Raw genomic sequence first — 25,210 nt, forward strand, 5'->3', positions numbered from 1 at the left:
ACGCCAGCCCCATCCCGAAGCGGGTTCTGGTGATCGAAATGGTATCCCACCGCCCAATACGCCGCCACGGCATCGATGCGCAAGCCGCTGCGCGCAGTGTCTCCGAAGGCCGTCACACCGCTTGACGCTGTCAGAGGGTGAGTGTTTACTCGACGTATCGAACACATGTTCGATGCAACCACTGTTGCGGGTGATACGGGAGGTGCCGGCGTGACGGGTGTCGCGAGCCTCTCTCAACGTGCCCTCGACCGCTCTGAGCAGGTCGAACAGCTCCGTCGCAAGATGGCGGCGATGACCGCCCGCAAGGCTACCGGGGCGTCGCCGCCCCCGGCCGCCCCGGTGGCTCCCGCGGTCCTGCTGCCGGACGCCGAGACTTTGCTGCCGGTGCCCGATTCGCTGTCGGAACTGCTGCCGCGCGCCCTGCCCAAGGGTGCTGTGGCCGTGGTGTCCGGGGCCCGCTCGCTGGTCCTCACCATGGTCGCGACGGTGACGTCGGCGGGTGGGCACGTGGCCCTGGTGGGCATGCCGGACGCGGGTCTGCTGGCGGCGGTCGAGATGGGGGCGGACCTGAGCCGCATCGCGGTGGTCCCCGATCCGGGCGCCGACCCGGTCGAGGTCGCCGCGGTCCTCGTGGACGGGCTGGACCTCGTGGTGCTCGGCCTGGCCGGGCGGTCCGTGCCGCCGAGCCGCGCTCGGGCGGTGACGGCGCGGGCCCGGCAGAAGCAGTGCACGCTGCTGGTGGCCGACGGCGACTGGCCGGGAGCGGCGGCCCGGCTGGAGGCCAGGGTGTGCGGCTACGACCTCACGGGCGCGGGGTCGGGTCCGCCGGTGCCGGGCTGCGGGCGCATCGGCAAGGTGCGGTTGGCCATGCGCGGCCGCGGCCGGGCTGGGAGCCCGGTGCGGGCGGTGGGGGAATGACGACGGGGGCGACGCGGCGGTCACCGCGGGTGCTCGCCATCTGGTGCATGGACTGGCCCGCCGTCGCCGCCGCGGCGGCCGCGGACCTGGCGCCCACGGCGCCGGTGGCCGTGACGCTGGCCAACCGGGTGGTGGCGTGCTCCGCGTCGGCCCGGGCCACCGGGGTGCGGCGCGGGCTGCGGCGCCGGGAGGCGCAGGCGCGGTGTCCGCAGCTGCACGTCGTCACGGCCGACCCGGCGCGCGATGCCCGCCACTTCGAGGCCGTCACGGCGGCGGTCGACGAGGTGGTGCCCCGCGCGGAGGTGCTGCGGCCGGGGCTGCTGGTGCTGTCGGTCCGCGGCGCGGCGCGCTACTTCGGATCCGAGCAGGCCGCCGCGGAGCGCCTCGTCGATGCCGTGGCCACGGCCGGTGCCGAGTGTCAGGTGGGTGTCGCCGACCACCTGCCCACCGCGGTGTTCGCGGCCCGCGCCGGGAAGATCGTCGACCCCGCCGGCGACGCACGATTCCTGGCGCCACTGTCCATCCGGCAGCTCGCCGCCGAGCCCAGCCTGGCCGATCCCACCCGGGTCGACCTCGCGGACCTGCTGTGGCGCATGGGCATTCGCACCGTGGGGCAGTTCGCTGCCTTGTCGCGCACCGACGTGGCGTCCCGGTTCGGGGTGGACGCGGTGCTCGCCCACCGGTTCGCCCGCGGCGAGTCCTCGCGCGGGCCGTCCGGCCGCGAACCGCCGCCGGACCTCGACGCCGTACTCGAGTGCGATCCGCCGGTGGACCGGGTCGACGCGGCGGCCTTCGCGGGCCGGTCGCTGGCCGTCGAACTGCACCGCAGCCTGGAGGCCGCGGGCATCGGTTGCACCCGGTTGGCCATCCACGCCGTCACCGCCAACGGCGAGGAGCTGCAGCGGGTCTGGCGGTGCGCCGAGCCGCTCACCGAGGACGCCACCGCCGACCGGGTGCGGTGGCAGCTGGACGGCTGGCTCAACCGGCGTACGCGGGACCGGCCGACCGCGCCGATCACCGTGCTGCGGCTGCATCCGGTGGAGGTCGTGTCCGCGGCCGCGCTGCAGCTGCCGCTGTGGGGATCCTCCGGCGACGAGGACCGGTTGCGGGCGCGGCGGGCGCTGGTGCGGGTGCAGGGACTGCTCGGCCCCGACGCGGTGCGGGTGCCGGTGCTCAGCGGCGGGCGGGGTCCCGCCGAGCGCATCACCTTCACGCCGCTGGGCGACGAGCCGGTACCCCGCGCCGATCCGGCGCAGCCCTGGCCGGGACAGCTGCCGGAGCCGTCGCCCACGGTGTTGCTCGACGACCCGGTCGAGCTGCTCGACGCCGCCGACGGCCCGGTGCGGGTCACCGGGCGCGGGCTGCTGACCGCGGATCCGGTGAGCGTGCGGGTGGTCGAGTCCGCGACGCCGGCGGTGACGTCGCTGCTCTCGGCGGGATCGGGCGCGCTGGCCTGGTGGGCGGGACCGTGGCCGGTCGACGAGCGGTGGTGGGACGCCGAGGCGTCCGCGTCCCGGCAGGCGGGGAGCGGCCGCACGGCACGCATGCAGGTGCTGCTCGAGCCGTCCCGGTCGGACGCCGGTCGGGCGCTGCTGCTGTGTTACCGGCAGAGGAGGTGGTATCTCGAGGGCATCTACGAGTGACCGGCATCGCAGGATGATTGTGCGCAATTGAATTGCGGGCTAACGTCATGGCGTGCCCGCGCTGGAACTCGACCGTCAGCTGTGCTTCGCCCTCTACACGGCGTCGCGCGCGATGACGGCCGCGTACCGGCCGATCCTCGCCAAGCTCAACGTCACCTACCCGCAGTACCTGGTGCTCCTGGTGCTGTGGGAGGAGGACCGCGTCACCGTCGGGCACCTGGGCGAGCGGCTCCTGCTCGACTCCGGGACGCTCTCGCCGCTCCTCAAGAGGCTGGAGACCATCGGCCTCGTCATCCGCGAACGGTCGCGCCACGACGAGCGCCAGGTCGAGATCACCCTCACCGAGGAGGGCCGCCGGCTGGAACGGCGGGCCAAGTGCATCCCCGAGCAGATGCTCGCCAAGACCGGCATGACCACCCAGGACGCGCAGGATCTCCGCGAGACGGTGCACCGGCTCGCGCACGTGCTGCACGAATCGTCGCGAAAGGACCAATCGTGAAGACGCTCTACGTCGCCGAAGCCCTGGCCACCGGCGAGGGACGGGACGGCCACGGCCGCACCTCCGACGGACGCATCGACGTCGACCTCGCCTCGCCGCCCGAACTCGGTGGCAGCGGTGACGGCACCAACCCCGAGCAGCTCTTCGCCGTCGGGTACGCCGCGTGCTTCCACTCGGCGCTGCGCCTGGTGGCCCGTCAGGAGAAGGCCGACGTCACCGACTCCTCGGTCGGCGCGCGGGTCTCGCTGGGCCAGTTCGACGGCGGCGGCTTCGGTCTCGAAGTCGAACTGGAGATCACGCTGCCGAACCTGAACCACGACGAGGCGACCGCGCTGGCGGAGAAGGCCCACCAGGTGTGTCCCTACTCGAACGCGACCCGCGGCAACATCGACGTCACGCTGACCGTCACCGACGACTGACGCGTCAGCCCAGCGCGGCCGCGAACGGCCCGACGCGGGCGATGAAGCGGTCGAAGAACGCGTCCGGATCCACCTCGACGCCGACGTGCGCGTTCGGCTGGCGCCCCCAGTGGCCACGCCAGTCGGCCACGGTCATGCCGCGGGTCAGCGTGCCGGTCAGTTCGACGTCGATGGTCGCCGTGCGGTAGCGGACCAGATCCGGGTCCAGCGCCACCGCAGCGGCCAACGGATCGTGCAGGTGCGCGAGATAGCCCTCGCCCTGGTCGAAGTGGAACTCGAAGTAGAACCGCATGGCGTCCTCGAGGACGCGGATCAGGGGGTTGGCCGCCGCCGACCGGGTCCCGCGATCGTCCAGCACGCTCATCGGGGTGGTCGACGAATTGGCCGCCGCCGCCAGTCGGCTGAGGATCGACGGCGTCATCGCGGCGTGTTCGGTGAGGTTGAGCCCCAACACGATCGGCAGATGCGTCGGCTCCTCGAGACCCCACGCGGCGCCCCACACCGCGAAGACCTCGCCGGCCGCCTCCGGGTCGACGCTGACGTTCCACTCCGCGACCGGGGTGGTGTTGCCCTTGTAGTCGAACGCCCCGCCCATCACCACCAGCCGGCGCAGCAGCCGTGGCAGCGACGGCTCGATGCGCATCGCCAGCGCGAGGTTGGTCAGCGGTCCGGTCACCAGCCCGATCAGCTCGCCGGGATGCTCGCGCGCCGCACGGACCCACGCCTGCGCGGCGTCGTAGTCGGTGAGCGTGCCGGTGCCGGCGGGCAGCCGGGCGTAGCCGAGGCCTTCCGGACCGTGGGTGTCCTCGGCCGTCCGCAGCGGCGTGGCGAGCGGCCGCTCCGCGCCCCGGGAGACGGGGATGCCGGACACCCCGCACAGGTCGAGCAGTCCGAGATTGTTGACGCACACCTGGTCGACGTTCACGTTGCCCGCCGTCGCGGCGATGCCGACGAGATCCGCCTCCGCGCTGGCGAACAGATAGGCCAGCGCCATCGCGTCGTCCACGCCGGTGTCCACGTCGGCGAACACGGGCTGCGTCGGCTCGTCCGGCGTCACGGGTCGACCCTACCGGCGCCCATGCGCTACCAGTGCACGCCGGGCAGCAGCCGCACCGCGTGCTTGACCGCGCGCGGCGTACGCAACGCGGGCACCGGGGGCCGGGCGGGACGACGCGGCCGCCGCCTGCCGCCGTCGGGCCGATCGGCCGTGCTCACGCCCCGGGCCGCGGCCGAGTCCGGGAACCCGAGGTAAAGCTGGTGCAGGATCCGTCGGGACACCTTGGGCACGACGTAGGTGCCGAGGTCGGCGAGCGTCCCGACCGGGGTGTCGATGCGGGCCGGCTTGTCGATCAGCCCGCGCACCACCATGGCGGCCGCATGCTCGGCGGTGATCGGCGGCATCGGGTTCAGCCGGCGCGACGGCGCGATCATCGGCGTCTTCACCAGCGGCATGTGGATCGTGGTGAACGTGACGTGGTCGGACAGCGTCTCGGTGCCCACGACGTCGGCGAAGGCGTCGAGTGCTGCCTTGCTCGGCACGTAGGCGCTGTACTTCGGGCTGTTGGCCTGCACGCCGGCGCTGGAGACGTTGACGACGTGGCCGAAGCGGCGCTCCCGGAAGTGCGGCAGCAGGGCCAGCACCATCCGGACCGACCCGAAGTAGTTGACCGCCATCACGCGTTCGTAGTCGTGCAGCCGGTCGGTGGAGTTGGCGACCGACCGGCGGATGGACCGGCCGGCGTTGTTGACCAGGTAGTCGACGTGGTCGAAGCGCCCCAGGATGTCCTTGACGGTGGCCTCGACCGACGCCGAGTCGGTGACGTCGCACGTGAAGGCGTGGGCCGAGCCGCCGGCCGCCCGGATCTGCGCGACGAGGTCGTCGAGCGCCTCGGCGCTGCGCGCGAGCGCGAACACCGTGGCGCCGCGTTCGGCGATCGCGACGGCGGCTGCGCGCCCGATTCCGCTCGACGCGCCGGTGATCACCACGTGCCTGCCGACCAGCGGGCCCGCCGGATCGTCGCGGCGCGCGCGATCGGGGTCGAGGTGTTCGGCCCAGTACCGCCACAGCCGACCGGCGTAGGAACCGAACGCGGGCACCTCGATGCCGGTGCCGCGCAGCGCCGCGGTGGTGCGCTCGGCGGTGAACCGCGGCGCCAGCTCGACGACGTCGAGCACCTCGCCCGGGATGCCGAGCTGCGTGGCGGCCATGTTGCGCAGCACCTTCAGCCGGCCGGTGGCCGCGAGGACGGGCGCCGCAGTGGCACGTGGCAGGGCGGCGCGCACCGGCGGCAGACCCGCTTCCCGGGCGACCCCGCGGTAGATGCCGCGCAGGCCGATCGACGTCGGCGACACCAGGTGAAACGTCTCGCCGTCGCGGTCGGGCAGGTGCATCAGTTCGACCAGCGCCGCGGCCACGTAGTCGACCGGCACCAGATTGGTCCGGCCGACGTCGGGCAGCGCGATGGGAAACAGCGACGGCAGCACCGCGAGCCGCGCGAGGACGCCGAAGAAGTAGTAGGGGCCGTCGACCTTGTCCATCTCGCCGGTGCGCGAGTCGCCGACGACCACGGCCGGCCGGTAGATCCGGTGCCGTGGGCCGGCCATCGACCGCACCAGCGACTCCGCCTCGAACTTCGTCTGGTGGTACGGCGTGGGAAGGTCCTGGCCGACGTCGAAGTCGTCCTCGGTGTACTCGCCGTCGAACGTGCCGGCCACTGCGATCGACGAGACGTGGTGCAGCGTGGCGCCCACCCGCCGCGCGACGTCGATCACCGCGCGGGTGCCGTCGACGTTCGCGGCGCGCTGCGCGTCGTCGTCGGCGGTGATGTCGTAGACCGCGGCGCAGTGCACCACGTGGTCGACGTCGCCGAGGTCGTCGGTGTGGGCGAGGCCGAGGTCGGGCGCGGTGAGGTCCCCGACGAGCGGCGTCACCCGTCGGCCCCACTGCTCGGCGAGGCGCTCGAAGGTCGCCAGCGACCCGCGGCGGACCAGTACCCGCACGTCGGCGTCGTGGGCATCGGGACGGGACAGGATCTCGGTGACGACCCGGCGTCCGATGAACCCGGTACCGCCGGTAACGACATAGCGCACGAGAGCCATGGTCACCCGCGCGGCGTGCGGCGTCAACCACCCGGCTACTGTCCGAGACGACCGTCCGGCGCCCGTCCTGCGAGGAGACCCCATGCCGATCAACCCCGACGCCATCGGCGCCACGACCGATCCGCAGCGCTTCTCGTGGACCGACCGCGACACGCTGCTCTACGCGCTCGGCGTCGGCTGCGGCACGGCGGATCTCGCATTCACCACCGAGAACAGCCACGACGTCCCGCAGCAGGTGCTGCCCACCTACGCCGTCATTGCCTGCCCCGCCTGGGGTGCCGCCGCGCACGTCGGCGACTTCAACTGGGCGATGCTGCTGCACGGCAGTCAGCGCATCCGCCTGCACCGCCCGCTGTCCCCGGCCGGAGCGCTCGACGTCACCTCCGAGGTGGCCGACATCCAGGACAAGGGCGAGGGCAAGAACGCCATCCTGGTGCTCAAGGGCACCGGTACCGACCCGGACACCGGAGAGGTCGTGGCCGAGTCCTGGTCGACCGCGGTGATCCGCGGTGAGGGTGGTTTCGGTGGTCGGCCGGGTGAGCGCGCGGTCGCACCGGCGATCCCCGACCGGGCCCCGGACGCGTCGGTCGCCCTGCCCACCACCGAGGACCAGCCGCTGATCTACCGGCTCTCCGGGGACCGCAACCCGCTGCACTCCGATCCGTGGTTCGCGCAGAACCTCGCCGGCTTCCCGAAGCCGATCCTGCATGGCCTGTGCACCTACGGCGTCGCGGGCCGCGTGCTGGTGGCCGAACTCGGCGGTGGTGACGCGACCAGGATCCGCGCCGTCGGCGCCCGGTTCACCTCCCCGGTGTTCCCCGGCGAGACGTTGACGACGTCGGTGTGGCGCACCGAGCCCGGCCACGCCGTGTACCGCACCGAGGCCGCCGGCGCCGACGGGTCGAACTCGCGCGTCGTGCTCGAGGACGGCACCGCGGAGTACGTCGACTGAGACTCAGGCCGTCGGTCCGTAGAGGCCCGCGACGGCCGGCGAGTCCAGCCACTTCGAGTAGGTGGGACTCTGCGGCCAGCCGTCGGGGGAGTCCTGCCACTCCTCCTGCCGGCCGAACGGCAACAGGTCGATCAGCGCGAAGGTGTGGCTGAGCTGCTCGGTGCCGCGCCCGTTGGTGTGCCACGTGCGATACACGGTGTCGCCGTCGCGCAGGAACACGTTGACGGCGAAACCCTCGCCGGGCGCGGCGTCGACGTCGGCGCCGAACGTCGTCCCGGCGGCGGAGTACCAGTCCATCTGGTTGCCGACCTTCGCCTTGTACGCCAGCGCCTCGGTGATCGGGCCGTTGGTCACGATCACGAACCGGGCGTCGTAGGCGTCGAGGAAGTCGAGCCGGGTGAACTGCGAGGTGAACCCCGTGCAGCCGCCGCACTGCCACTCGGCGCCGTCGCTCCACATGTGGTGGTAGGTGATGAGCTGGCTGCGCCCGTCGAACAGGTCGGCGAGCCGGACCGGGCCGTCGGCGCCGGTGAGCGTGTAGTCGGGCAGTCGGACCATCGGCAGCCGGCGGCGCTGCGCGGCGATGGCGTCCAGTTCACGGGTGGCCGCCTTCTCGCGGCGGCGCAGCTCGTCCAGCGTGGTACGCCAGGTGGCGTGGTCGACGACCGGTGGGGCGGCGGTCATGGTGCCGGGGGTCTGTGTCTCGGGGGTCTGGGTCTCGGTGGTCGGTGTCTTCGGGGTCACGGTGCCTCCTGTGGGATGCGGGTCCTGCCCGACGGGCTCTTCCGACATGGTGACCCCGAAGACGGCGAGAAGTCATCGCAACGGTCAGGGCGTCTCGGTGGTGCAGTGGACGGTCACGTGGGCGGTGCCCCAGTCACCGTCCAGTTCCGGCGCGTGCACCCGGGTGGTCTGGCAGCCGTCCCACGACGTGCGGTGCGATCCGTTGACGTGGACCTGATAGCCCTGCGCCTCGAGTTCGGCGATGGCGCCCGCGGCGTCCTCGCCGCCGCTCGGTAGCGCCTGCGCCGTGGCGGCGGACCCGAGTGCCGCCGCGAACAGCGCCGCCGTGACCGCCACCGTGACGCCGAAGGGACTCCGTGTTCTCGTCTCGTTCATCCTCATGTCATCGACGGTATGGGCGTTCGATCGACCGCGTAAAGGACGACTGGGCGAATTCATAGAATGGCGTTTCGGTGCTCAGATGAATAAGAGACCCTCCCCGTTTCGGGGAGGGTATCGGGGTGTCGAGCATTGTGGCGCAACGTGATTCGGCCGGCTCGATGCGTCGTGTCCCCCACGATATTGCCGCCGCGAAGGTTTGGTAATCCGATTGTCGAACGATTCATCGGAATCTCATGGGAATGGCTTCGTCCTTCGAGAATTCGACGTGACCGTCCGATGCGCGCATCGAACGCACGTTCGATAGACTGGGCGCGTGGATTGGTTCAACGGCCCGCCGAGCTGGGGTGAGATGGAGCGCGTCCTCACCAGCAAGCCGCGTCGGGCCGGGATCCCCATGGCCGAGCCGCCCGGCGACGGCGGGGACAGTCCTGCCTGGTCGCGCAAGCGTGGCGCCTACGAGCCGGTCGGGGAGGTGCGCGGCCGCTCGGCGGTCCCGTACGCCGAACTGCACGCCCACTCGGCGTACAGCTTCCTCGACGGGGCGAGCACGCCGGAGGAACTGGTCGAGGAGGCGGCCCGGTTGGGCCTGCGCGCCATCGCCCTCACCGACCACGACGGGCTGTACGGCGTGGTGCGGTTCGCCGAGGCCGCGCAGGAACTCGGCGTGGCGACGGTGTTCGGCGCCGAGCTGTCGCTGAGCAACGTGCCCCGCACCGAGGATCCCGACCCGCCCGGCCCGCACCTGCTGGTGCTCGCCCGCGGCCCCGAGGGTTACCGGCGGCTGTCCCGTCAGATCTCGGCGGCCCACCTCGCAGGCGGCGAGAAGGGCAGGCCGCGATACGACTACGACGCGCTGACCGAGGCCGCCGGCGGGCACTGGCACGTCCTGACCGGATGCCGCAAGGGGCATGTGCGGCAGGCACTCTCGAGTGGCGGACCGGACGCCGCCGCGGCCGCACTCGCCGACCTGGTGGACCGGTTCGGGGCGGACCGGGTCAGCATCGAACTGAGTCGGCACGGCCATCCGCTCGACGACGAACGCAACGCCATCCTGGCCGATCTGGCGCCCCGCTTCGGCGTCGGCGTCGTCGCCACCACCGGAGCGCACTTCGCCGAGCCCTCGCGCGGGCGGCTCGCCATGGCGATGGGCGCCATCCGGGCGCGCCACTCGATGGACGAGGCGGCCGGCTACCTCGCTCCGCTGGGTGGGGCGCACCTGCGGTCCGGGGACGAGATGGCCCGGTTGTTCGCCCACCGCCCCGACGCGGTCACCGCCGCAGCGGATCTCGGTGAACAGTGCGCGTTCGGGCTGGCGCTGATCGCGCCCAAGTTGCCGCCGTTCGACGTCCCCGAGGGGCACACCGAGAACAGCTGGCTGCGCCACCTGACCATGGTCGGCGCGCACCGCCGGTACGGTCCGCCGCAGCGGGCGTCGCGCGCCTACGAGCAGATCGAGCACGAGCTGCGGGTGATCGCCCAACTCGACTTCCCGGGCTACTTCCTGGTGGTCGACGACATCACCCGGTTCTGCCGGGAGAACGGCATCCTCGCCCAGGGCCGGGGGTCGGCGGCCAACTCCGCGGTCTGCTACGCCCTGGGCGTCACCAACGTCGACCCGGTGGCCAACGACCTGCTCTTCGAACGGTTCCTGTCGCCGGCGCGCGACGGGCCCCCCGACATCGACATCGACATCGAGTCCGACCTGCGCGAGCAGGCGATCCAGTACGTCTACGAGCGCTACGGCCGCGACTACGCCGCCCAGGTGGCCAACGTCATCACCTACCGCGGGCGCAGCGCGGTGCGCGACATGGCCCGGGCGCTCGGCTTCTCCCAAGGGCAGCAGGACGCGTGGAGCAAGCACATCAGCCGGTGGAACGGCCTGCCCGACTCGCCCGACGTGGAGGACATCCCCGAGTCGGTGATCGACCTGGCGCTGCAGGTGAAGAACCTGCCGCGGCACATGGGCATCCACTCCGGCGGCATGGTGATCTGCGACCGGCCGATCGCCGACGTCTGCCCCGTGGAGTGGGCCCGCATGGAGAACCGCAGCGTGCTGCAGTGGGACAAGGACGATTGCGCCGCAATCGGTTTGGTGAAGTTCGACATGCTGGGCCTGGGCATGCTCTCGGCGCTGCACTACTGCATCGACCTCGTCGCCGAGCACAAGGGCCTCGACGTCGACCTGGCGCAGCTCGACCTCTCCGAGCCGGCGGTCTACGAGATGCTGCAGCGCGCCGACTCGGTGGGCGTGTTCCAGGTGGAGTCCCGCGCGCAGATGGCCACCCTGCCCCGGCTCAAGCCGCGGGTGTTCTACGACCTGGTGGTCGAAGTGGCGCTCATCCGGCCCGGACCCATCCAGGGCGGCTCGGTGCACCCGTACATCAAGCGGCGCAACGGCGAAGAGGAGGTGACCTACGACCACCCGTCGATGGAACCGGCGCTGCACAAGACGCTGGGGGTGCCGCTGTTCCAGGAGCAGCTGATGCAGCTGGCGGTCGACTGTGCCGGGTTCTCCGCAGCCGAGGCCGACCAGCTGCGCCGCGCGATGGGGTCCAAGCGTTCCACCGAACGGATGCACCGGCTGCGGGACCGCTTCTACGACGGCATGCGCACCCGGCACGGCATCACCGGTGCGGTGGCCGACCGGATCTACGAGAAGCTCGAGGCGTTCGCGAACTTCGGCTTTCCGGAGAGCCATTCGCTGAGCTTCGCGTCGCTGGTGTTCTACTCGTCGTGGTTCAAGCTGCACCACCCGGCGGTGTTCTGCGCAGCGCTGCTCCGGGCGCAGCCGATGGGGTTCTACTCGCCGCAGAGCCTGGTGGCCGACGCCCGACGGCACGGCGTGGTGGTTCGCGGCCCCGACGTCAACGCGAGCCTGGCGCACGCCACGCTCGAGGACGCCGGGATGTCGGTCCGGCTGGGACTGGCCGAGGTCCGGCACATCGGCGAGGACCTCGCCGAGCAGATCGTCGGCGAGCGTGGCGCCCACGGGCCGTTCACGTCGCTGGTCGACCTCACCGGACGCGTGCAGCTGTCCGTGCCGCAGACCGAGGCGCTCGCCACCGGCGGGGCGCTGGGCTGCTTCGGCATCTCCCGGCGCGAGGCGCTGTGGGCGGCCGGGGCGGCGGCCAGCCAGCGGCCCGACCGGCTGCCGGGAGTCGGATCCTCCTCGCACGTACCGGCTTTGCCCGGGATGACGCATCTGGAGCTGACGGCCGCCGACGTGTGGGCCACCGGGGTGTCCCCGGACAGCCACCCCGTGCAGTACCTGCGCGAGCGGCTCGACGAGATGGGCGTCGTGCCCGCCGACCGGTTGCTCTCGGTGCCCGACGGCAGCCGGGTGTTGATCGCGGGCGCCGTGACCCACCGACAGCGTCCCGCCACGGCGCAGGGAGTGACGTTCCTCAACCTCGAGGACGAGACCGGGATGATGAACGTGATGTGTTCGAAGGGCCTGTGGGCCAAGCAACGCCGGCTGGCGCAGACCGCGTCGGCGCTGGTGATTCGGGGCATCGTGCAGAACGCGACGGGTGCGGTCACCATCGCCGCCGACCAGCTGCGCCCGCTGGACCTGCGGGTGAAGACCAAGTCTCGCGACTTCCAGTAACACGCCAGGAAGTTCGTCACCGCCCCGAGTGTGGTCTGATCTAGATCGACGACCGGCGTCGTCGGCCCACCTCGGACGGGAGACAGATGGCGGGGCGCCCTCGGCAGTTCGATCGCAGCGTCGCGTTGAAGCAGGTTCAAGAGGTGTTCTGGGTGCACGGATACGACGGCACCGCCATGTCCGACCTCGTCGAGGCGACGGGTCTCGCGTCGGGCCGGCTGTACGCCGCGTTCGGCGACAAGGAGAACCTGTTCCTGCAGGCCGTCGACCTCTACCGGGCCGAGGAGGGCGCCTTCGTCGACCGGGCGCTCGCCGGGGAAGCCGTGCTGGCGCGGGCGCTGCGGCGCATGTTCCGCGACGCCATCGAGGTGTACACCCAGCCGACCCAGCGGGGCTGCATGCTGGTGAGCGCCGCCATGGCGTGCACCCCCGAGCACCAGAGCATGCGCGACCGGTTGGAAGCCCACCGGCGGACGCGACGGCGGACCATCACCGCGCGCGTGCGCGCCGCCGCCGAGGGCGGAGACCTGCCTGGGGACGCCGACGTGCAGCGGATGGGGGACTACCTCACCGCCGTCCTCGACGGGCTGTCGGTGCAGGCCCGCGACGGCGTCCCCCGTCGCCGCCTCGCCGCCCTCGCCGACATGACGCTGTCGGTCCTGCCCGGGTAGGGCGGTTCGGCCCGCGTCACGTTGGCCACCCAGGTGCCGTGGGTAGTCTCCGATCATGACCTCCACCCCTCCGCTGAACCTGACCGTCGACGAACTCCTGACCACCACCCGGTCGGTGCGCAAGCGCCTGGACCTGGAGCGACCGGTGCCGCGCGAGGTCATCCTGGAGTGTCTCGACCTGGCGCTGCAGGCGCCGACGGGGTCGAACTCGCAGGGCTGGCAGTTCGTGTTCGTCGACGACCCGGAGAAGAAGCAGGCGATCGCCGACATCTACCGCGTCGCCGCGACGCCCTACCTCGACGCGGAGAAGCCGACCTACGGCGACGCGCGCGACGAGCGCACCCCGAAGGTCATCGACTCGGCCAAGTACCTCAACGACCACCTGCACGAGGTGCCCGTCATGCTCATCCCGTGCCTGGAGGGCCGCCCCGACGGCGCGCCGGCCGGGACGAGCGCCGGCTTCTGGGGCTCGCTGCTGCCCGCGGCGTGGAGCTTCATGCTGGCGCTGCGGTCGCGTGGCCTCGGCTCGGCGTGGACCAGCCTGCACCTCGTGGGCGACGGCGAGAAGCGCGCCGCCGAGATCCTCGGCATCCCCTTCGAGAAGTACTCCCAGGGCGGCCTGTTCCCGATCGGCTACACCAAGGGCACCGACTTCAAGAAGGCCAAGCGCCTGCCCGCCGAGCAGCTGACGCACTGGAACACCTGGTGACCGCGGGGCGCTAGACCGCCCCGCCGAACCCCTGCTGCCGCCACGCCTCGTACACCGCGACGGCGGCGGCATTGGACAGGTTGAGCGACCGCCGGCCCGCCAGCATCGGGATCCGGAGCTGCGCGGTGACGTGCGGGTCGGCGAGCGTCTCCTCGTCCAGGCCGGTGGGTTCCGGCCCGAACAGCAGGACGTCGCCCGGACGGTAGTCGACCTCGGCGAACGACGTCTGCGCGTGCGCCGTGAACGCGAACACCCGCGCCGGCATGACGGTCGACCACGCGTGCGCCAGGTCGGGATGCACCGTCACCGACGCCAGATCGTGGTAGTCCAGTCCGGCGCGGCGCAGCTTCGGCTCGGACAGGTCGAAGCCGAGCGGCTCGACGAGATGCAGTTCGCACCCCGTCGCGGCCACCATCCGAATGGCGTTGCCGGTGTTGGGCGCAATGCGCGGCGAGTGGAACATCACGCGGAACATCCGACGATGATCTCAGGGCGGCAACGGGTGTCGCTCGCCCAGCACACGAACTGGCAACGCCGCGGTCACGAACCCCGTCCGTTCGGTGAGAATCGTGGAAACCGCTGCTCAGCGCTGTCATACTCGAACGACATTGCCGGGCGGATGACTGCTGCCCACCCCACGGGGCACGACGCTGCAGGAAGTCTCATGAATGACGCGCGATCACCGGAACCGCAGCCCGGCGCGAATCCGGCTGCGGTGACCCGACCGTCGCGGTGGGCGCTGAGCAACTGGCCGGTCCGCTGGAAGGTCGTCGCGATCGTCGTCGTGCCGCTCGCGCTGGCGGGCGTGTTCGGCGGCCTGCGCATCGCGTCGGGCTGGAACGAGGCGGGCGACCTCCGATTGGCCGCCGACCGCGCCGACATGGTGCCCGCCATCGAGGACTACACCAGCGCACTCGAAGCCGCGATGCTCGCGACGTCGACCGGCGGTGACGCCCAGGCCGCGCTCAGCGCGTACGACCAGAGCAAGCGCGCCCTCGCCGACCGGCTCGCCGACACCGACGTCGTTCCCGACGTCGCGACCGGCGTGCGGGGACTCTTGGACGGCGGGCAGGCGCTGCTCGACAAGGTCGTGTCCAACAGCATCGGTCTGCGCGACCGGATCACCACCTACGCACCGCTCCTGCTCACCGCCGAGGACGCCGTCAACGGTTCGGTGCGCGTCGACGACGAGCGGATCCGCGCGGAGACGCTCGGCCTGTCCCGCGCGATGGGCGCCCGCGGGCAGATGATGATGCAGCAGCTGCTGGTGAACCTCGGCGCGGAAGTGCCCGAGCCCGAGCTGCGGACGTCGATGATCACACTGGCGGGCACCGAGCCGTCGACGCTGTTCGGCATGACGCAGGTGCTCGGCGTCGGCTCCGAGGACGCGCGGACGTTGCAGTCCGAGATGGTCGGCCGCATGGCGTTGATGTCGGACCCCGCGGTGCCGCTCGTCGACAACCCGGAGCTGACCGCCTCGATTCGCGCCACCAATGACATTGCGCTGCAGGTGATCGAGCGCACCTCGGCCGACGTCACCGCCGGGGTCGAGGATCAGGCGGCCGCCACGCGCAGTGACGCGATCCGCGACTCGGTGGTCGTGGGCGTCGCGATGCTGCTGGCGCTGCTGCTGGTGCTGCTGGTGGCCGCGTCGCTGGTGCGGCCGCTGCGCCGACTGCGCGACGGCGCGCTGCGGGTCGCGCACCAGGACCTCGCCCGTGAACTCGAGCGGGTGCGCGCCGGCGAGGACGTCGGCCCGATTCAGCCGTTGCCGGTGTACACCACCGAAGAGGTCGGCCAGGTGGCGCACGCCGTCGACGAACTGCACGAGCAGGCGGTGCTGCTGGCCGGCGAGTAGGCCCGCCTGCAGGTGCAGCTCGGTGACATGTTCGAGACGCTGTCGCGGCGCAGCCGCTCGCTGGTCGACCAGCAGCTGTCGCTGATCGACGATCTGGAACGTCACGAGGAGGACCCCGACCGGCTTCGGCGTCTCTTCGCACTCGACCACCTGGCCGCGCGGATGCGGCGCAACGGCTCGAACCTGTTGGTGCTGGCGGGTTCCCGCGTCCCGCGCGAGCAGGCCGACCCCATGCCGGTGACCGCGCTCATCGACGCCGCCGCGTCCGAGGTCGAGGACTACGCCCGGGTGGTGACGGCGACGGCGCCGGACACCGAGGTGCTGGGCGCCGTCGCGGGTGACCTGGTGCACCTGCTGGCCGAACTCCTCGACAACGCGCTGCGCTATTCGCCGCCGGTCTCGGAGGTTCGGGTGTCGGCCGTGCACACCGGCAACGGCGGCCTGGTGCTCGAGGTCTCCGACGCCGGCATCGGCATGGCGGAGTCGGACCTGCGCGTCGCGAATGCCCGGCTGCAGTCCGGCGGCGAGGTGAATCCCTTCACCGCGCGCCACATGGGCCTGTTCGTGGTGGGCCGGCTGGCCCGCCAGCACGGCCTGGTGGTGCGGCTGCGCAGCACCGTCGCCGGCGACCCGTCCTCCGGCACGACCGCCGGGGTGTACGTGCCCGTCGAGTTGCTGCTGCGCGCGGGCGTCCCGCTCGCCCCACCCGCCGAGCCCGAGCCTGCCGAGCCCGAACCCCGCGTGCCCCAACCCGCCGCATCCGAACCCAAATCGACCGAACCCGTTGTGCCGCACTCTGTTTCGCATGAGCCCACCGGGTCCGACGAGTTCGCCGAGTTCGTGCCGGACACCGATGACGAAGACACCGGCGAGGTGGTCACCCACCGCGAGGCCGAGACCGTCGGGCAGGCCCGCAACGGCCACGCCGACGTGCCGGTGTCCTTCCTGCCGCAGCGCAGTCCGGGCGCCAGCGGAATCGCCGACATCCCCGCCGGGCCGCCGGCGTTCACCGAACTCGACGCGCAACCGCCGCGCACGCCTGCGCCCGCGGACCCCCAGCCGTACGCTCAGCCCGACCCGGCGCCCCGCAGACCCGCCCCGGCGGACACGTCGGACTTCTTCGCCTCCCGTGAGCGCGCCGCGACCGCACCCCCGCCCGAGCCGGCCCCGTCGCGCGGGGGCGACGGCAGCATCTTCGACTCGATGCTCTCCGAGTGGCTCATCGACGATCCGCACGAGCTGGCCAGCAGCACCGACCTCGACTGGCAGACGGTCTGGGACAAGGGGTGGACGGCCGCCGCGGCCGCCGAGCAGGCCCCGGTGGTGGAGCACACCGCCGAGGGACTTCCGATCCGTCAGCCCGGCGCCCGCCTGGTGCCGGGCGCCGCGGACGCACCCGAGGACCCGGAGCCGCCCGTCACCGCCCGGCACGGCCGTGATCCGGAGGCGGTGCGGGCCAGCATGAGCAGCCACTTCGGTGGTGTGAACGCCGGGCGCGAGCACGTCCGGGGGAGCAGGGAGACCGACCGCGAATGACCCGTCCCACGCAGCGTCAATCGCTCGACTGGCTGGTCGCGAAGTTCGCCGACGAGGTCGCCGGGGTGTCGCACGCCATCCTGGTGTCGGCCGACGGGTTGCTGATGGCCGCCAGCGCGCACATGCCGACCGAGCGCGCCGACCAACTGGCCGCCGTCGCGTCGGGACTGGCGAGCCTGTCGACGGGTGCGGCGCAGCTCTTCGACGGCGGCTACGTGCTGCAGTCGGTCGTGGAGATGGAGAACGGCTACCTGCTCCTGATGCGTGTGGGCGACGGGTCGCATCTGGCGGCGCTGGCGAGCCGGACGGGGGACATCGGTCAGATCGGCTACGAAATGGCGATCCTCGTCGAGCGCGTCGGCACGGTGGTGCAGTCCGGGCGCCGCTCGGCACACCGGACCTGACGCGACCGTGGACTCCGTGCGCACCGGGTGGGAGCCCGACGAACCGGTCGACGGGGTCAGCCTCGTCCGCCCGTTCGTCCTGACCGCCGGGCGCACCACCGCCCGCCTCGACCTGCCGCTCGAGGCGCCCGTGGAGACGGTCGACGACGGCCCGGTGCCGGGGTGGCCGGCGGGCGACGTGCGGGCCCGCATCCTCGCGTGCGGTCTTGCCCGCACGTCGGTGGCGGAGGTCGCGGCGCGGCTCGCACTACCGCTCGGCGTTGCGCGCGTGCTGATCTCCGATCTGGTCACGCAGGGGTATCTTCGGGTGCATGCCACGCTGTCGGATTCGGCGACCGTGGCCGAGCGACGCGAACTCATAGGGAGGACCCTGCGTGGCCTACGGGCACTCTGAGAGCCGTTCTGCCGCATCGACGAAGATCGTCGTCTCGGGCGGCTTCGGCGCCGGGAAGACCACCTTCGTCGGCGCCGTCTCGGAGATCATGCCGCTGCGCACCGAGGCCATCGTGACCAACGCGTCGTCGGGCCTCGACGGCCTGGAGGCGACGCCCGACAAGACCACGACGACCGTCGCGATGGACTTCGGTCGCATCACCCTGGCCGATGACCTGGTGCTGTACCTCTTCGGCACGCCCGGCCAGCGCCGGTTCTGGTTCATGTGGGACGACCTCGTCCGCGGCGCGATCGGCGCGGTGATCCTCGTCGACGTCCGCCGCCTGCAGGACAGCTTCGCCGCCGTCGACTTCTTCGAGGCGCGCAAGCTGCCGTTCATCATCGCGGTCAACGAGTTCGAGGGCTCGCCGCGCCACCCCGCGCAGGCGGTGCGGACGGCGCTGGCGCTGCCGGAGCACGTCCCGGTGGTCCTGGTGGACGCCCGGGACCGGCAGTCGGCCCGCGCCGCGCTCATCGCGGTCACCGAGTACGCACTGCTGAACCTCTCGACGGCGTGACTGACGACGCGGTCTGGGTCGACCGCGAGTTCGACGGCCACGACTTCCGCGAGGACGATCTGAGCAGGCTGCGCACCGAGCGAGTCGTCTTCACCGACTGCACGTTCAGCGGTGTCGACCTGACCGAGTCCGAGCACGTCGGCTCGGCGTTCCGCAACTGCGACTTCCGCCGCGCGTCGCTGCTGCACAGCACCTTCCGGCACTGCACGCTGCTGGGCTCGGTGTTCACCGAGGCGCGGCTGCGACCGGTCGTGCTGGAGGAGTGCGACTTCACGCTCACCGTGCTCGGCGGCTGCGACCTGCAGAAGGTGGACTTCTCCGACTGCCGGCTGCGCGAGGCCAGCCTGGTGGGCGCCGACCTGCGCGCGGCGGTGCTGCGCCGCGCCGACCTGACCGGCGCGCGCACGCAGGACGCGAAGTTCGGCGATGCCGACCTGCGCGGCGCCCGCGTCGACCCGACGTTCTGGACGACGGTGGCGCTGCGCGGGGCCAAGGTCGACGTCGACCAGGCCGTCGCCTACGCCGCCGCCCACGCCCTGCGGGTCGGCGGGGACTGAGAGCGCCCGAATCTCCGTTGCTCGGCCCCACGCGGGTGCGATAGACACGGGGCCATGTCGACCCGAGAGACGATCGAACGCTGGGTGGCCCTGTTCAATGCCGGGGACGTCGAGGGCCTCGTCGCGCTGTACGCCGAGGACGCCGTCAATCACCAGATCGCGCTGCAGCCCGTGCACGGCAGGGCTGCGCTCGCCGACTTCTTCCGCGAGACCTTCGCCGGCGGCCCGCTGACCTGCCAGCCGGTCGGCCTGCTGATCGACGGCGACCGGGGCGCCCTGGAGTGGACCGACCCGGACGGCTTCCGCGGCTGCGGGTTCTTCGACGTCGCCGACGGTCTGATCGTCGCGCAGCGCGGCTACTGGGACAGCGCCCAGCTGGCCGCGGTGCATCCCGACGTGCACGCCGGGTGAGCGGCTGTCAGCCGGCCTTGAGCCGAATCTTGAAGCGCACGAACGCCACGTAGAAGATCGACAGGGCCGCCAGCATGGCCATGTCGAACAGCCAGGCGTCCGACGTGTGCTTCCAGTGCGAGTCGTCCGGCATGATCGGCGGCTTCACCATGTCGGTCACGCCCACCGTCGACGCCGTGGCGCCGAAGCCCCAGCGAGCGGGCGTCACCCACGACAGCTGGTCGAGCCCGAGGCGGCCCGTGACCGGGATCAGACCGCCGGAGAACACCAGCTGCGACATCACCGCGACCACCAGCAGCGGCATGATCTGCTCGCTGGTCCTGGCCAGCGCGGACAGCGCGAGGCCCACCGTGGCCGCGCACACCGTGGTGGCGGCCATGCCGATGAACAGTTCGATCGAGGCGGCGACCTCACCGCCGCCCAGCACCACCGCGCCGTTCTGGGGCGTGCCGACGCCGACGAGCGTGATCCCGGTGACGATGGCGGACTGCACGATCGCGAACACCGAGTAGATGCAGACCTTCGCCAGCAGGTAGGCCGACGTCGACAGCCCCACCGCCTGTTCGCGCAGGAAGATCGCGCGTTCGCCGATCAGGTCGCGCACCGTCAGAGCGGTGCCCATGAAGATCGCGCCGACGTTGAGCAACACCAGCACCTGGCCCGGCTGGTTGGGCGCGTCGCCGACCGGGGAGGGCTGACCGAACCCGGTGGAGCCCGGCACCGACAGCGACAGCACACCCATGATGAACGGGAGAATGGCCAGGAAGAGGAAGTAGCCGCGGTCGGAGACGATGAGCCGCATCTGGCGCCGGGCGATCGTCGAGAATTGGTGCCGCACACTGGTGCTCGCAGGACTGCCGAGGTCGGCGGGTTCCTCGGCGGGCGGTGCCGGCGGGGGCGGGCCGTGCCGTTCCAGGAACCGGCGGCTCGCCGCGTCGGGGTCACCCGCGACGGTGCTGAAGATGTCGGCCCAGTTCGTCGTGCCGAGCTGCGGTCCGATCTGCGCGGGCGGCCCGTAGAACGCGGTCTTGCCGCCCGGCGCCAGCAGCAGCACCTGGTCGCAGACGTCGAGGTAGGTCAGCGAGTGCGTGACCACCAGCACCACGCGGCCCGCGTCGGCGAGCTGGCGGAGCATCGTCATGACCTGGCGGTCCAGCGCGGGGTCCAGGCCGGAGGTCGGCTCGTCGAGGATCAACAGCGACGGGCCGGTCAGCAGCTCGAGGGCCACCGACGCACGCTTGCGCTGACCGCCGGAGAGCTTGTCGACGCGGGTCTCCAGGTGCTTGGTCATCTCGAGTTCCTCGAGCACCTGCATGACGACGCGCTCGCGGTCCTCCTTGGTGGTGTCCGGCGGCAGCCGCAGCTCGGCGGCGTACATCAGCGCCTGCTTCACCGTCAGCTGGCCGTGCACCACGTCGTCCTGCGGGACCATGCCGATCCGGGAGCGCAGCGAGGCGTACTCGGCGTGGATGTCGTGGCCCTCGAAGGTCACCGTGCCCGAGGTGGGGTGCGTGTAGCCGGCCACCAACTTGGCGAACGTCGACTTGCCCGCGCCCGACGGGCCGATCACGGCGGTCAGGGTGCCGGGCCGCGCGGCGATCGAGATGTTGTCGAGCAGCGTCTTGTTGTTCTCGATGGTCCACGTGACGCCGTTGACCTCGAGGCCGCCGGTGCGCGTGGCCGCCTCGGTCTCGGTCCGGCGCGCCAGGGTGCCGCCGGTGAAGACGAGGTCGACGTTGCCGATCGTGACCACGTCGCCGTCGTGCAGCACCGCGGCGTCGACGCGCGCGCCGTTGACGAACGTGCCGTTGATGCTCTTGTTGTCGCGGATCTCCGTGCCGCCCGGCGTCGGAACCAGGGTGGCGTGGTGGCGACCGGCCAGGACGTCGGGGATGACGATGTCGTTGTCGGTGGCGCGACCGATCTTCACCGATCCCGGCGGGGCCTCGCTCGGCCGACCGGGCCGCAGGATCCGCAGCATGCTGGTCGCGAGGTTGCCGTCGTTCCCGCGCGGTGCGGCGCTCGGGCCGAGCATGGTGACCGGTTCGGCCTGCTGCGAGATCGGCTGCGATGGCGGGGGAGGGGCGTACCGCGGAGGCGGCGGCGGTGCGGTCGGGGGTGCCGTCGGATACGCGTTCTGCGGGGCATTCGGATAGCCGGTCTGCGGCCCGTTCCCGTACCCCGTCGGCGGCGGGTAGGGCGTGTGCCCGCCCGTGGGCGCCGACGGGTAGCGCGGCTGCTGCCCCGACGGGTAGGCCTGCGGGCGGTTCGGTGGGGCGGTGTGCGCGGCGCTCTGCGCACCGGACTGCCACGCGGGGCGCCCGACGACGGGCACCGCGGTGGTCGGCGGGGTGCCGGCCGAGCCCTGGTGCCTGCCCACCTCGAACGTCAGACGGGGACCGTCCGGGTTGCCGATGTTGACGGCCAGCCCGTCGGCGATGTCGGCGACGGGCACGCGGGCGCCGTTGACGTACATCCCGTTGAGGGAGCCGTTGTCGATGGCGAGCCATCGACCTTGGTCGAACCGGAGGATGAGGTGGGCCCGCGACGTGAGGGGGTGGGCGATGCGGACGTCGGCGCGCAGGTCGCGGCCGACGACGACGTCATTGCCTGCCGCGAAGGTGCGGGCCGACCCGTCGTACCGGACGGTCAGAGCGGGCGGTGCTGGTCGCGTCATCGCGTATGACTCTATCGGTATCGACCTCGGCCGACCGGCGTCCCGGCGGTCGCGTCGGCGCGGGTGTTGGCAGCGGTCCGACGCGTCGTGCACCGGCAGTCGATTGCGCGGCAAAGCCGCGCGCGGGCGCACCGCCCGGTGTGCGGCGGCGTTGATTTCGGCAGGGTGACGATTTGGCACTGGTACGGCCGAGATTCGCCGTCGAGGGCATTCGACGTGGTCTCTTGAACGGCATGACCACGAATCGCCCGCTGCGCGCCCGGATCCGCGTCGCCGTGGCCGCCCTCGCAGCGGGGCTGATGCTTCCCGGCGTCGTGGCTACGGTCGTCGGTTTGCCCGGTGCCGCCGCGGCGCCCGGCGACCTGCCGCTGGACGCCCGCGGCTTCGTCGGGACGCCCGCGCGCTGTGATGGGCCACTGCGGCCCGTGCTCGCCGGCCGCACTCCGGTGTCGGTGATCGCGATCTGCGCCACCCCGCGCGGCCAGTTCGAGTACCGCGGCATGCGGCTGCGGGACCGGGCGTCGCTGCTGCTGCCGGCCACCGCGATGGCCAACGACTGCTACCGGGTGCGCGGCGACGGCGTCGACTACACGGTGTCGCCGCACAAGCTGCTGCTCACGGCGGGCATGCGCATCGTCCGCGACGAGACGATGCTGCAGTACTCCGATCTCCGGCCGAAGGACGCGGAGACGGCGACGGTCACCAAGACCAGCGGCAGCTAGCCGGGCGAGCCCGTCACGACGCAGTGCGTGTGGCTGTAGATGGTGGCCATGCACTTGTTGCAGTGCGTGCAGGCCGAGCGGACGGAGCGCGCGTCGCCGTCGGCCTGGATGCGGTTGATCAGGTCCGGCTCGGCCAGCAGCGCGCGGCCCATCGCGACGAAGTCGAAGCCCTCGGCCATGGCGAGGTCCATGGTCTCGCGGTTGGTGATGCCGCCGAGCAGGATCAGCGGCATGGACAGTTCGGCGCGGAACTGCCGGGCCTTGTCGAGCAGGAAGGCCTCACGGTAGGGGTACTCGCGCAGGAACTTCGTGCCGGTCATCCGGATGCCCCAGCTCAGCGGCGGGGCGAACGCGCCGGCGAACTCCTTGACCGGGGCGTCGCCGTGGAACAGGTAGAGCGGGTTCACCAGTGAGCTGCCCGCGGTGAGTTCGATGGCGTCGAGCCCACCGTCCTCCTCGAGCCACTTGGCGGTCTGCAACGACTCCTCGAGCGGGATGCCGGCCCGGACGCCGTCGGTCATGTTCAGCTTCGCGGTGACGGCGATGCGGCCGGCCCCATACCCGTCGACGGCGTCGCGGACGGCCCGGACGACGCCGCGTGCGACCTTGGCCCGGTTCTCCAGCGATCCGCCGTACTCGTCGCGGCGCCGGTTGAGCAGCGGGCTGAGGAAGGAGCTGGCGAGGTAGTTGTGCCCGAGGTGCACCTCGACGGCGTCGAAGCCGGCGTCGATCGCCAGGCGCGCCGCGGTGGCGTGCGCTCGGGTCACCTCCGCGATGTCCTCGCGGGTCGCCTTGCGTGCGAAGCGCATCGACAGCGGGTTGAAGAACCGCACCGGTGCCAGTGCCGGCGCCTTGTTGGTGCGGGCGTTGGCGACCGGTCCGGCGTGGCCGATCTGCGCGCTGATCGCCGCGCCCTCGGCGTGGATGGCGTCGGTCAGCCGGCGCAGCCCCGGCACGGCCTCGGGGCGCATCCAGATCTGCCAGCCGTCGGTGCGGCCGCCGGGTGCCACCGCGCAGTACGCGACGGTCGTCATCCCGACACCGCCCGCGGCGGGCAGCCGGTGGTAGGTGATCAGGTCGTCGGTCACCAGGGCGTCGGGCGTGGACGCCTCGAAGGTCGCGGCCTTGATGATGCGGTTGCGCAGGGTCACCGGGCCGAGCCGCGCCGGGCTGAAGACGTCGGTGAACACTTTCGGGCTGGTGTTCATGGCACTGAAGCTTGCCACGCGGATGGAATGATGGGGACCGTGGGAGCGATAGTTCTGGACGGCAAGGCCACGCGCGACGAGATCTTCACCGACCTGCGCACGCGGGTGGAGAAGTTGACGGCCGCGGGGCGCACCCCGGGACTGGGAACGGTCCTCGTCGGCGACGACCCCGGCTCGCAGGCCTACGTGCGTGGCAAGCACGCCGACTGCGCGAAGGTCGGCATCACGTCGATCCGGCGGGATCTGCCCGCCGACATCAGCCAGGAGACGCTCAACGAGACCATCGACGAGCTGAACGCCAACCCCGACTGCACCGGGTACATCGTGCAGCTGCCGCTGCCCAAGCACCTCGACGAGAACGCGGCGCTGGAGCGCATCGACCCGGCCAAGGACGCCGACGGGCTGCACCCGACCAACCTCGGCCGGCTGGTGCTCAACGAGCCCGCGCCGCTGCCCTGCACCCCGCGCGGCATCGTGCACCTGCTGCGCCGCTTCGAGGTGGAGATCGCGGGTGCGCACGTCGTGGTCATCGGCCGCGGCGTGACCGTCGGCCGGCCGCTCGGACTGCTGCTGACGCGCCGCTCGGAGAACGCCACGGTGACGCTGTGCCACACCGCCACCCGGCACCTGCCGCAGCTGACGCTGGAGGCGGACATCGTCATCGCCGCCGCGGGCATGCCGCACATGGTGACCGCCGAGATGGTCAAGCCCGGTGCGGCCGTCGTCGACGTCGGCGTGAGCCGCGACGAGGCGGGCAAGCTGGTCGGCGACGTGGCGCCCGACGTGTGGGACGTCGCCGGGCACGTCTCGCCGAACCCCGGCGGCGTCGGCCCGCTGACGCGGGCGTTCCTGTTGACGAACGTCGTCGAGGCCGACGAGAAGAAGCTCGCCTAGATGGATGCCCGCGAGTTCGCCCGCAAGGTGTTCGCCGGGCAGTGGCCGATCCTCGCCGTGGGGCTGTTCTTCCTCGCGGCGTTCACGCTCGTCGTCGCCGGCTACTGGCGGCGCGGCGCGCTGGTGCTGGCGATCGGCGTCGGGGTGGCCGCGGCAATGCGGCTGGCGCTGTCCGAGGACCGCGCCGGCCTGCTGGTGGTGCGGTCCCGCGTGGTCGACGTCGCCACCACGGCCGCGGTGAGTGCCGCGATGCTCTACGTCGCCTGGACGATCGACCCGCTCGGTACCAGCTAGGAACATGCCCGACGGGCAATATTGCACACCGTGCAAGATCAGGCGTACGGTGGCGTC

23 protein-coding genes and 1 pseudogene are annotated in these 25,210 nt (G+C 71.9%); 17 read left to right on the top strand and 7 right to left on the bottom strand.

Features of this window, described 5'->3' with window-relative positions; genetic code table 11:
- The first annotated feature begins 210 nt into the window (after positions 1-210).
- The 4 genes from FZ046_RS12000 to FZ046_RS12015 are packed head-to-tail and all read left to right on the top strand — an operon-like array spanning position 211 to position 3,479.
- Positions 211-918 (top strand): DnaE2-dependent mutagenesis accessory factor ImuA', encoded by a 708-nt coding sequence (locus FZ046_RS12000; protein ID WP_070352472.1) that lies wholly within the window; start codon positions 211-213, stop codon positions 916-918.
- Entirely contained in the window at positions 915-2,561 is a 1,647-nt protein-coding gene (locus FZ046_RS12005; protein WP_083298132.1) for a DNA polymerase Y family protein, read from the top strand. The genes FZ046_RS12000 and FZ046_RS12005 overlap by 4 nt, the downstream gene beginning before the upstream one ends.
- A 52-nt stretch (positions 2,562-2,613) precedes the next feature.
- Positions 2,614-3,060: a MarR family winged helix-turn-helix transcriptional regulator gene (locus FZ046_RS12010; protein WP_149484250.1), complete on the top strand. Its 447-nt coding sequence runs from the start codon at positions 2,614-2,616 to the stop codon at positions 3,058-3,060.
- Positions 3,057-3,479, top strand: coding sequence for an organic hydroperoxide resistance protein (locus FZ046_RS12015; RefSeq protein ID WP_070352470.1), 423 nt, complete (start codon positions 3,057-3,059; stop codon positions 3,477-3,479). Before FZ046_RS12010 ends, FZ046_RS12015 begins: the two co-directional genes overlap by 4 nt.
- A 4-nt stretch (positions 3,480-3,483) precedes the next feature.
- Here FZ046_RS12015 and FZ046_RS12020 read toward each other — a convergent pair whose 3' ends face one another.
- Together FZ046_RS12020 and FZ046_RS12025 are read right to left on the bottom strand one after the other, a co-directional pair.
- Positions 3,484-4,473 carry a nucleoside hydrolase gene (locus tag FZ046_RS12020; protein ID WP_070352491.1) on the bottom strand — a complete coding sequence of 330 codons (990 nt, stop codon included), beginning with the start codon at positions 4,471-4,473 and terminating at the stop codon, positions 3,484-3,486.
- An 89-nt stretch (positions 4,474-4,562) separates the two neighbouring features.
- Positions 4,563-6,578, bottom strand: a complete 2,016-nt coding sequence (locus FZ046_RS12025) for an SDR family oxidoreductase (RefSeq protein WP_070352489.1) — start codon at positions 6,576-6,578, stop codon at positions 4,563-4,565.
- 82 nt (positions 6,579-6,660) lie between these two features.
- On the opposite strand from FZ046_RS12025, the gene FZ046_RS12030 reads away from it, so the two are divergent.
- Entirely contained in the window at positions 6,661-7,530 is an 870-nt protein-coding gene (locus FZ046_RS12030) for a MaoC family dehydratase (protein WP_070352469.1), read from the top strand.
- 3 nt (positions 7,531-7,533) lie between these two features.
- On the opposite strand, the gene FZ046_RS12035 is transcribed toward FZ046_RS12030, so the two are convergent.
- Positions 7,534-8,214 (bottom strand): DUF899 domain-containing protein, encoded by a 681-nt coding sequence (locus FZ046_RS12035; RefSeq protein WP_070352488.1) that lies wholly within the window; start codon positions 8,212-8,214, stop codon positions 7,534-7,536.
- A gap of 144 nt (positions 8,215-8,358) precedes the next feature.
- Positions 8,359-8,655 (bottom strand): hypothetical protein, encoded by a 297-nt coding sequence (locus FZ046_RS12040; protein WP_125939692.1) that lies wholly within the window; start codon positions 8,653-8,655, stop codon positions 8,359-8,361.
- Between the two features lie 313 nt (positions 8,656-8,968).
- Here FZ046_RS12040 and FZ046_RS12045 point away from each other — a divergent pair, with 313 nt between their 5' ends.
- The 3 genes from FZ046_RS12045 (at position 8,969) to FZ046_RS12055 (ending at position 13,642) form a co-directional block, all read left to right on the top strand.
- On the top strand, positions 8,969-12,262 hold the full coding sequence (locus FZ046_RS12045) for an error-prone DNA polymerase (protein WP_070352467.1): 3,294 nt from the start codon (positions 8,969-8,971) through the stop codon (positions 12,260-12,262).
- An 86-nt stretch (positions 12,263-12,348) separates the two neighbouring features.
- Entirely contained in the window at positions 12,349-12,933 is a 585-nt protein-coding gene (locus FZ046_RS12050; RefSeq protein ID WP_070352466.1) for a TetR/AcrR family transcriptional regulator, read from the top strand.
- Between the two features lie 55 nt (positions 12,934-12,988).
- Entirely contained in the window at positions 12,989-13,642 is a 654-nt protein-coding gene (locus tag FZ046_RS12055) for a nitroreductase family protein (RefSeq protein WP_070352465.1), read from the top strand.
- Positions 13,643-13,652: 10 nt separating this feature from the next.
- Here the strand turns inward: FZ046_RS12055 and FZ046_RS12060 are convergent, their stop codons facing one another.
- Positions 13,653-14,117 carry a tRNA (cytidine(34)-2'-O)-methyltransferase gene (locus tag FZ046_RS12060; RefSeq protein WP_070352464.1) on the bottom strand — a complete coding sequence of 155 codons (465 nt, stop codon included), beginning with the start codon at positions 14,115-14,117 and terminating at the stop codon, positions 13,653-13,655.
- 189 nt (positions 14,118-14,306) lie between these two features.
- On the opposite strand from FZ046_RS12060, the pseudogene FZ046_RS12065 reads away from it, so the two are divergent.
- From FZ046_RS12065 to FZ046_RS12090, 6 genes and pseudogenes are all read left to right on the top strand, one after another.
- Positions 14,307-17,036: pseudogene (locus FZ046_RS12065) on the top strand (HAMP domain-containing sensor histidine kinase).
- On the top strand, positions 17,033-17,440 hold the full coding sequence (locus tag FZ046_RS12070; protein WP_070352463.1) for a roadblock/LC7 domain-containing protein: 408 nt from the start codon (positions 17,033-17,035) through the stop codon (positions 17,438-17,440). Before FZ046_RS12065 ends, FZ046_RS12070 begins: the two are co-directional and overlap by 4 nt.
- Positions 17,441-17,456: 16 nt before the next feature.
- Positions 17,457-17,834 carry a DUF742 domain-containing protein gene (locus tag FZ046_RS12075; protein WP_070352487.1) on the top strand — a complete coding sequence of 126 codons (378 nt, stop codon included), beginning with the start codon at positions 17,457-17,459 and terminating at the stop codon, positions 17,832-17,834.
- A complete protein-coding gene (locus FZ046_RS12080) occupies positions 17,815-18,390 on the top strand; it encodes a GTP-binding protein (protein ID WP_070352462.1) in 576 nt (191 codons plus the stop codon). Before FZ046_RS12075 ends, FZ046_RS12080 begins: the two co-directional genes overlap by 20 nt.
- Positions 18,387-18,947 carry a pentapeptide repeat-containing protein gene (locus tag FZ046_RS12085; RefSeq protein WP_070352461.1) on the top strand — a complete coding sequence of 187 codons (561 nt, stop codon included), beginning with the start codon at positions 18,387-18,389 and terminating at the stop codon, positions 18,945-18,947. Before FZ046_RS12080 ends, FZ046_RS12085 begins: the two co-directional genes overlap by 4 nt.
- A gap of 54 nt (positions 18,948-19,001) precedes the next feature.
- Positions 19,002-19,358 carry a nuclear transport factor 2 family protein gene (locus FZ046_RS12090; RefSeq protein WP_070352460.1) on the top strand — a complete coding sequence of 119 codons (357 nt, stop codon included), beginning with the start codon at positions 19,002-19,004 and terminating at the stop codon, positions 19,356-19,358.
- A gap of 7 nt (positions 19,359-19,365) precedes the next feature.
- On the opposite strand, the gene FZ046_RS12095 is transcribed toward FZ046_RS12090, so the two are convergent.
- A complete protein-coding gene (locus tag FZ046_RS12095; RefSeq protein ID WP_070352459.1) occupies positions 19,366-22,035 on the bottom strand; it encodes an ATP-binding cassette domain-containing protein in 2,670 nt (889 codons plus the stop codon).
- A 233-nt stretch (positions 22,036-22,268) separates the two neighbouring features.
- Here FZ046_RS12095 and FZ046_RS12100 point away from each other — a divergent pair, with 233 nt between their 5' ends.
- The gene (locus FZ046_RS12100; RefSeq protein WP_070352458.1) at positions 22,269-22,757 is read left to right on the top strand and encodes a hypothetical protein; all 489 of its coding nucleotides are present in this window, start codon (positions 22,269-22,271) and stop codon (positions 22,755-22,757) included.
- Here the strand turns inward: FZ046_RS12100 and FZ046_RS12105 are convergent.
- Entirely contained in the window at positions 22,754-23,965 is a 1,212-nt protein-coding gene (locus tag FZ046_RS12105; RefSeq protein WP_070352486.1) for an NADH:flavin oxidoreductase, read from the bottom strand. The two genes, FZ046_RS12100 and FZ046_RS12105, sit on opposite strands and share 4 nt — an antisense overlap.
- A gap of 39 nt (positions 23,966-24,004) precedes the next feature.
- On the opposite strand from FZ046_RS12105, the gene FZ046_RS12110 reads away from it, so the two are divergent.
- Both FZ046_RS12110 and FZ046_RS12115 read left to right on the top strand, forming a co-directional pair.
- Positions 24,005-24,859 carry a bifunctional methylenetetrahydrofolate dehydrogenase/methenyltetrahydrofolate cyclohydrolase gene (locus tag FZ046_RS12110; RefSeq protein ID WP_170292430.1) on the top strand — a complete coding sequence of 285 codons (855 nt, stop codon included), beginning with the start codon at positions 24,005-24,007 and terminating at the stop codon, positions 24,857-24,859.
- A complete protein-coding gene (locus FZ046_RS12115; RefSeq protein ID WP_070352457.1) occupies positions 24,860-25,153 on the top strand; it encodes a DUF3017 domain-containing protein in 294 nt (97 codons plus the stop codon).
- The last annotated feature ends 57 nt before the right edge of the window (positions 25,154-25,210 follow it).

Origin of the sequence: Mycolicibacterium grossiae (genome assembly GCF_008329645.1) — a bacterium.
In the GTDB taxonomy this organism is placed as follows: Bacteria; Actinomycetota; Actinomycetes; order Mycobacteriales; family Mycobacteriaceae; genus Mycobacterium; species Mycobacterium grossiae.

Excerpts from the sequence above, each read along its gene's own strand:
- FZ046_RS12005 (WP_083298132.1), top strand. The coding sequence starts at position 915 with ATGACGACGGGGGCGACGCGGCGGTCACCGCGGGTGCTCGCCATCTGG.
- FZ046_RS12020 (WP_070352491.1), bottom strand. The coding sequence starts at position 4,473 with ATGGCGCTGGCCTATCTGTTCGCCAGCGCGGAGGCGGATCTCGTCGGC.
- FZ046_RS12025 (WP_070352489.1), bottom strand. The coding sequence starts at position 6,578 with ATGGCTCTCGTGCGCTATGTCGTTACCGGCGGTACCGGGTTCATCGGA.
- FZ046_RS12030 (WP_070352469.1), top strand. The coding sequence starts at position 6,661 with ATGCCGATCAACCCCGACGCCATCGGCGCCACGACCGATCCGCAGCGC.
- FZ046_RS12035 (WP_070352488.1), bottom strand. The coding sequence starts at position 8,214 with ATGACCGCCGCCCCACCGGTCGTCGACCACGCCACCTGGCGTACCACG.
- FZ046_RS12040 (WP_125939692.1), bottom strand. The coding sequence starts at position 8,655 with ATGAGGATGAACGAGACGAGAACACGGAGTCCCTTCGGCGTCACGGTG.
- FZ046_RS12050 (WP_070352466.1), top strand. The coding sequence starts at position 12,349 with ATGGCGGGGCGCCCTCGGCAGTTCGATCGCAGCGTCGCGTTGAAGCAG.
- FZ046_RS12055 (WP_070352465.1), top strand. The coding sequence starts at position 12,989 with ATGACCTCCACCCCTCCGCTGAACCTGACCGTCGACGAACTCCTGACC.
- FZ046_RS12060 (WP_070352464.1), bottom strand. The coding sequence starts at position 14,117 with ATGTTCCGCGTGATGTTCCACTCGCCGCGCATTGCGCCCAACACCGGC.
- FZ046_RS12070 (WP_070352463.1), top strand. The coding sequence starts at position 17,033 with ATGACCCGTCCCACGCAGCGTCAATCGCTCGACTGGCTGGTCGCGAAG.
- FZ046_RS12090 (WP_070352460.1), top strand. The coding sequence starts at position 19,002 with ATGTCGACCCGAGAGACGATCGAACGCTGGGTGGCCCTGTTCAATGCC.
- FZ046_RS12095 (WP_070352459.1), bottom strand. The coding sequence starts at position 22,035 with ATGACGCGACCAGCACCGCCCGCTCTGACCGTCCGGTACGACGGGTCG.
- FZ046_RS12100 (WP_070352458.1), top strand. The coding sequence starts at position 22,269 with ATGACCACGAATCGCCCGCTGCGCGCCCGGATCCGCGTCGCCGTGGCC.
- FZ046_RS12105 (WP_070352486.1), bottom strand. The coding sequence starts at position 23,965 with ATGAACACCAGCCCGAAAGTGTTCACCGACGTCTTCAGCCCGGCGCGG.
- FZ046_RS12115 (WP_070352457.1), top strand. The coding sequence starts at position 24,860 with ATGGATGCCCGCGAGTTCGCCCGCAAGGTGTTCGCCGGGCAGTGGCCG.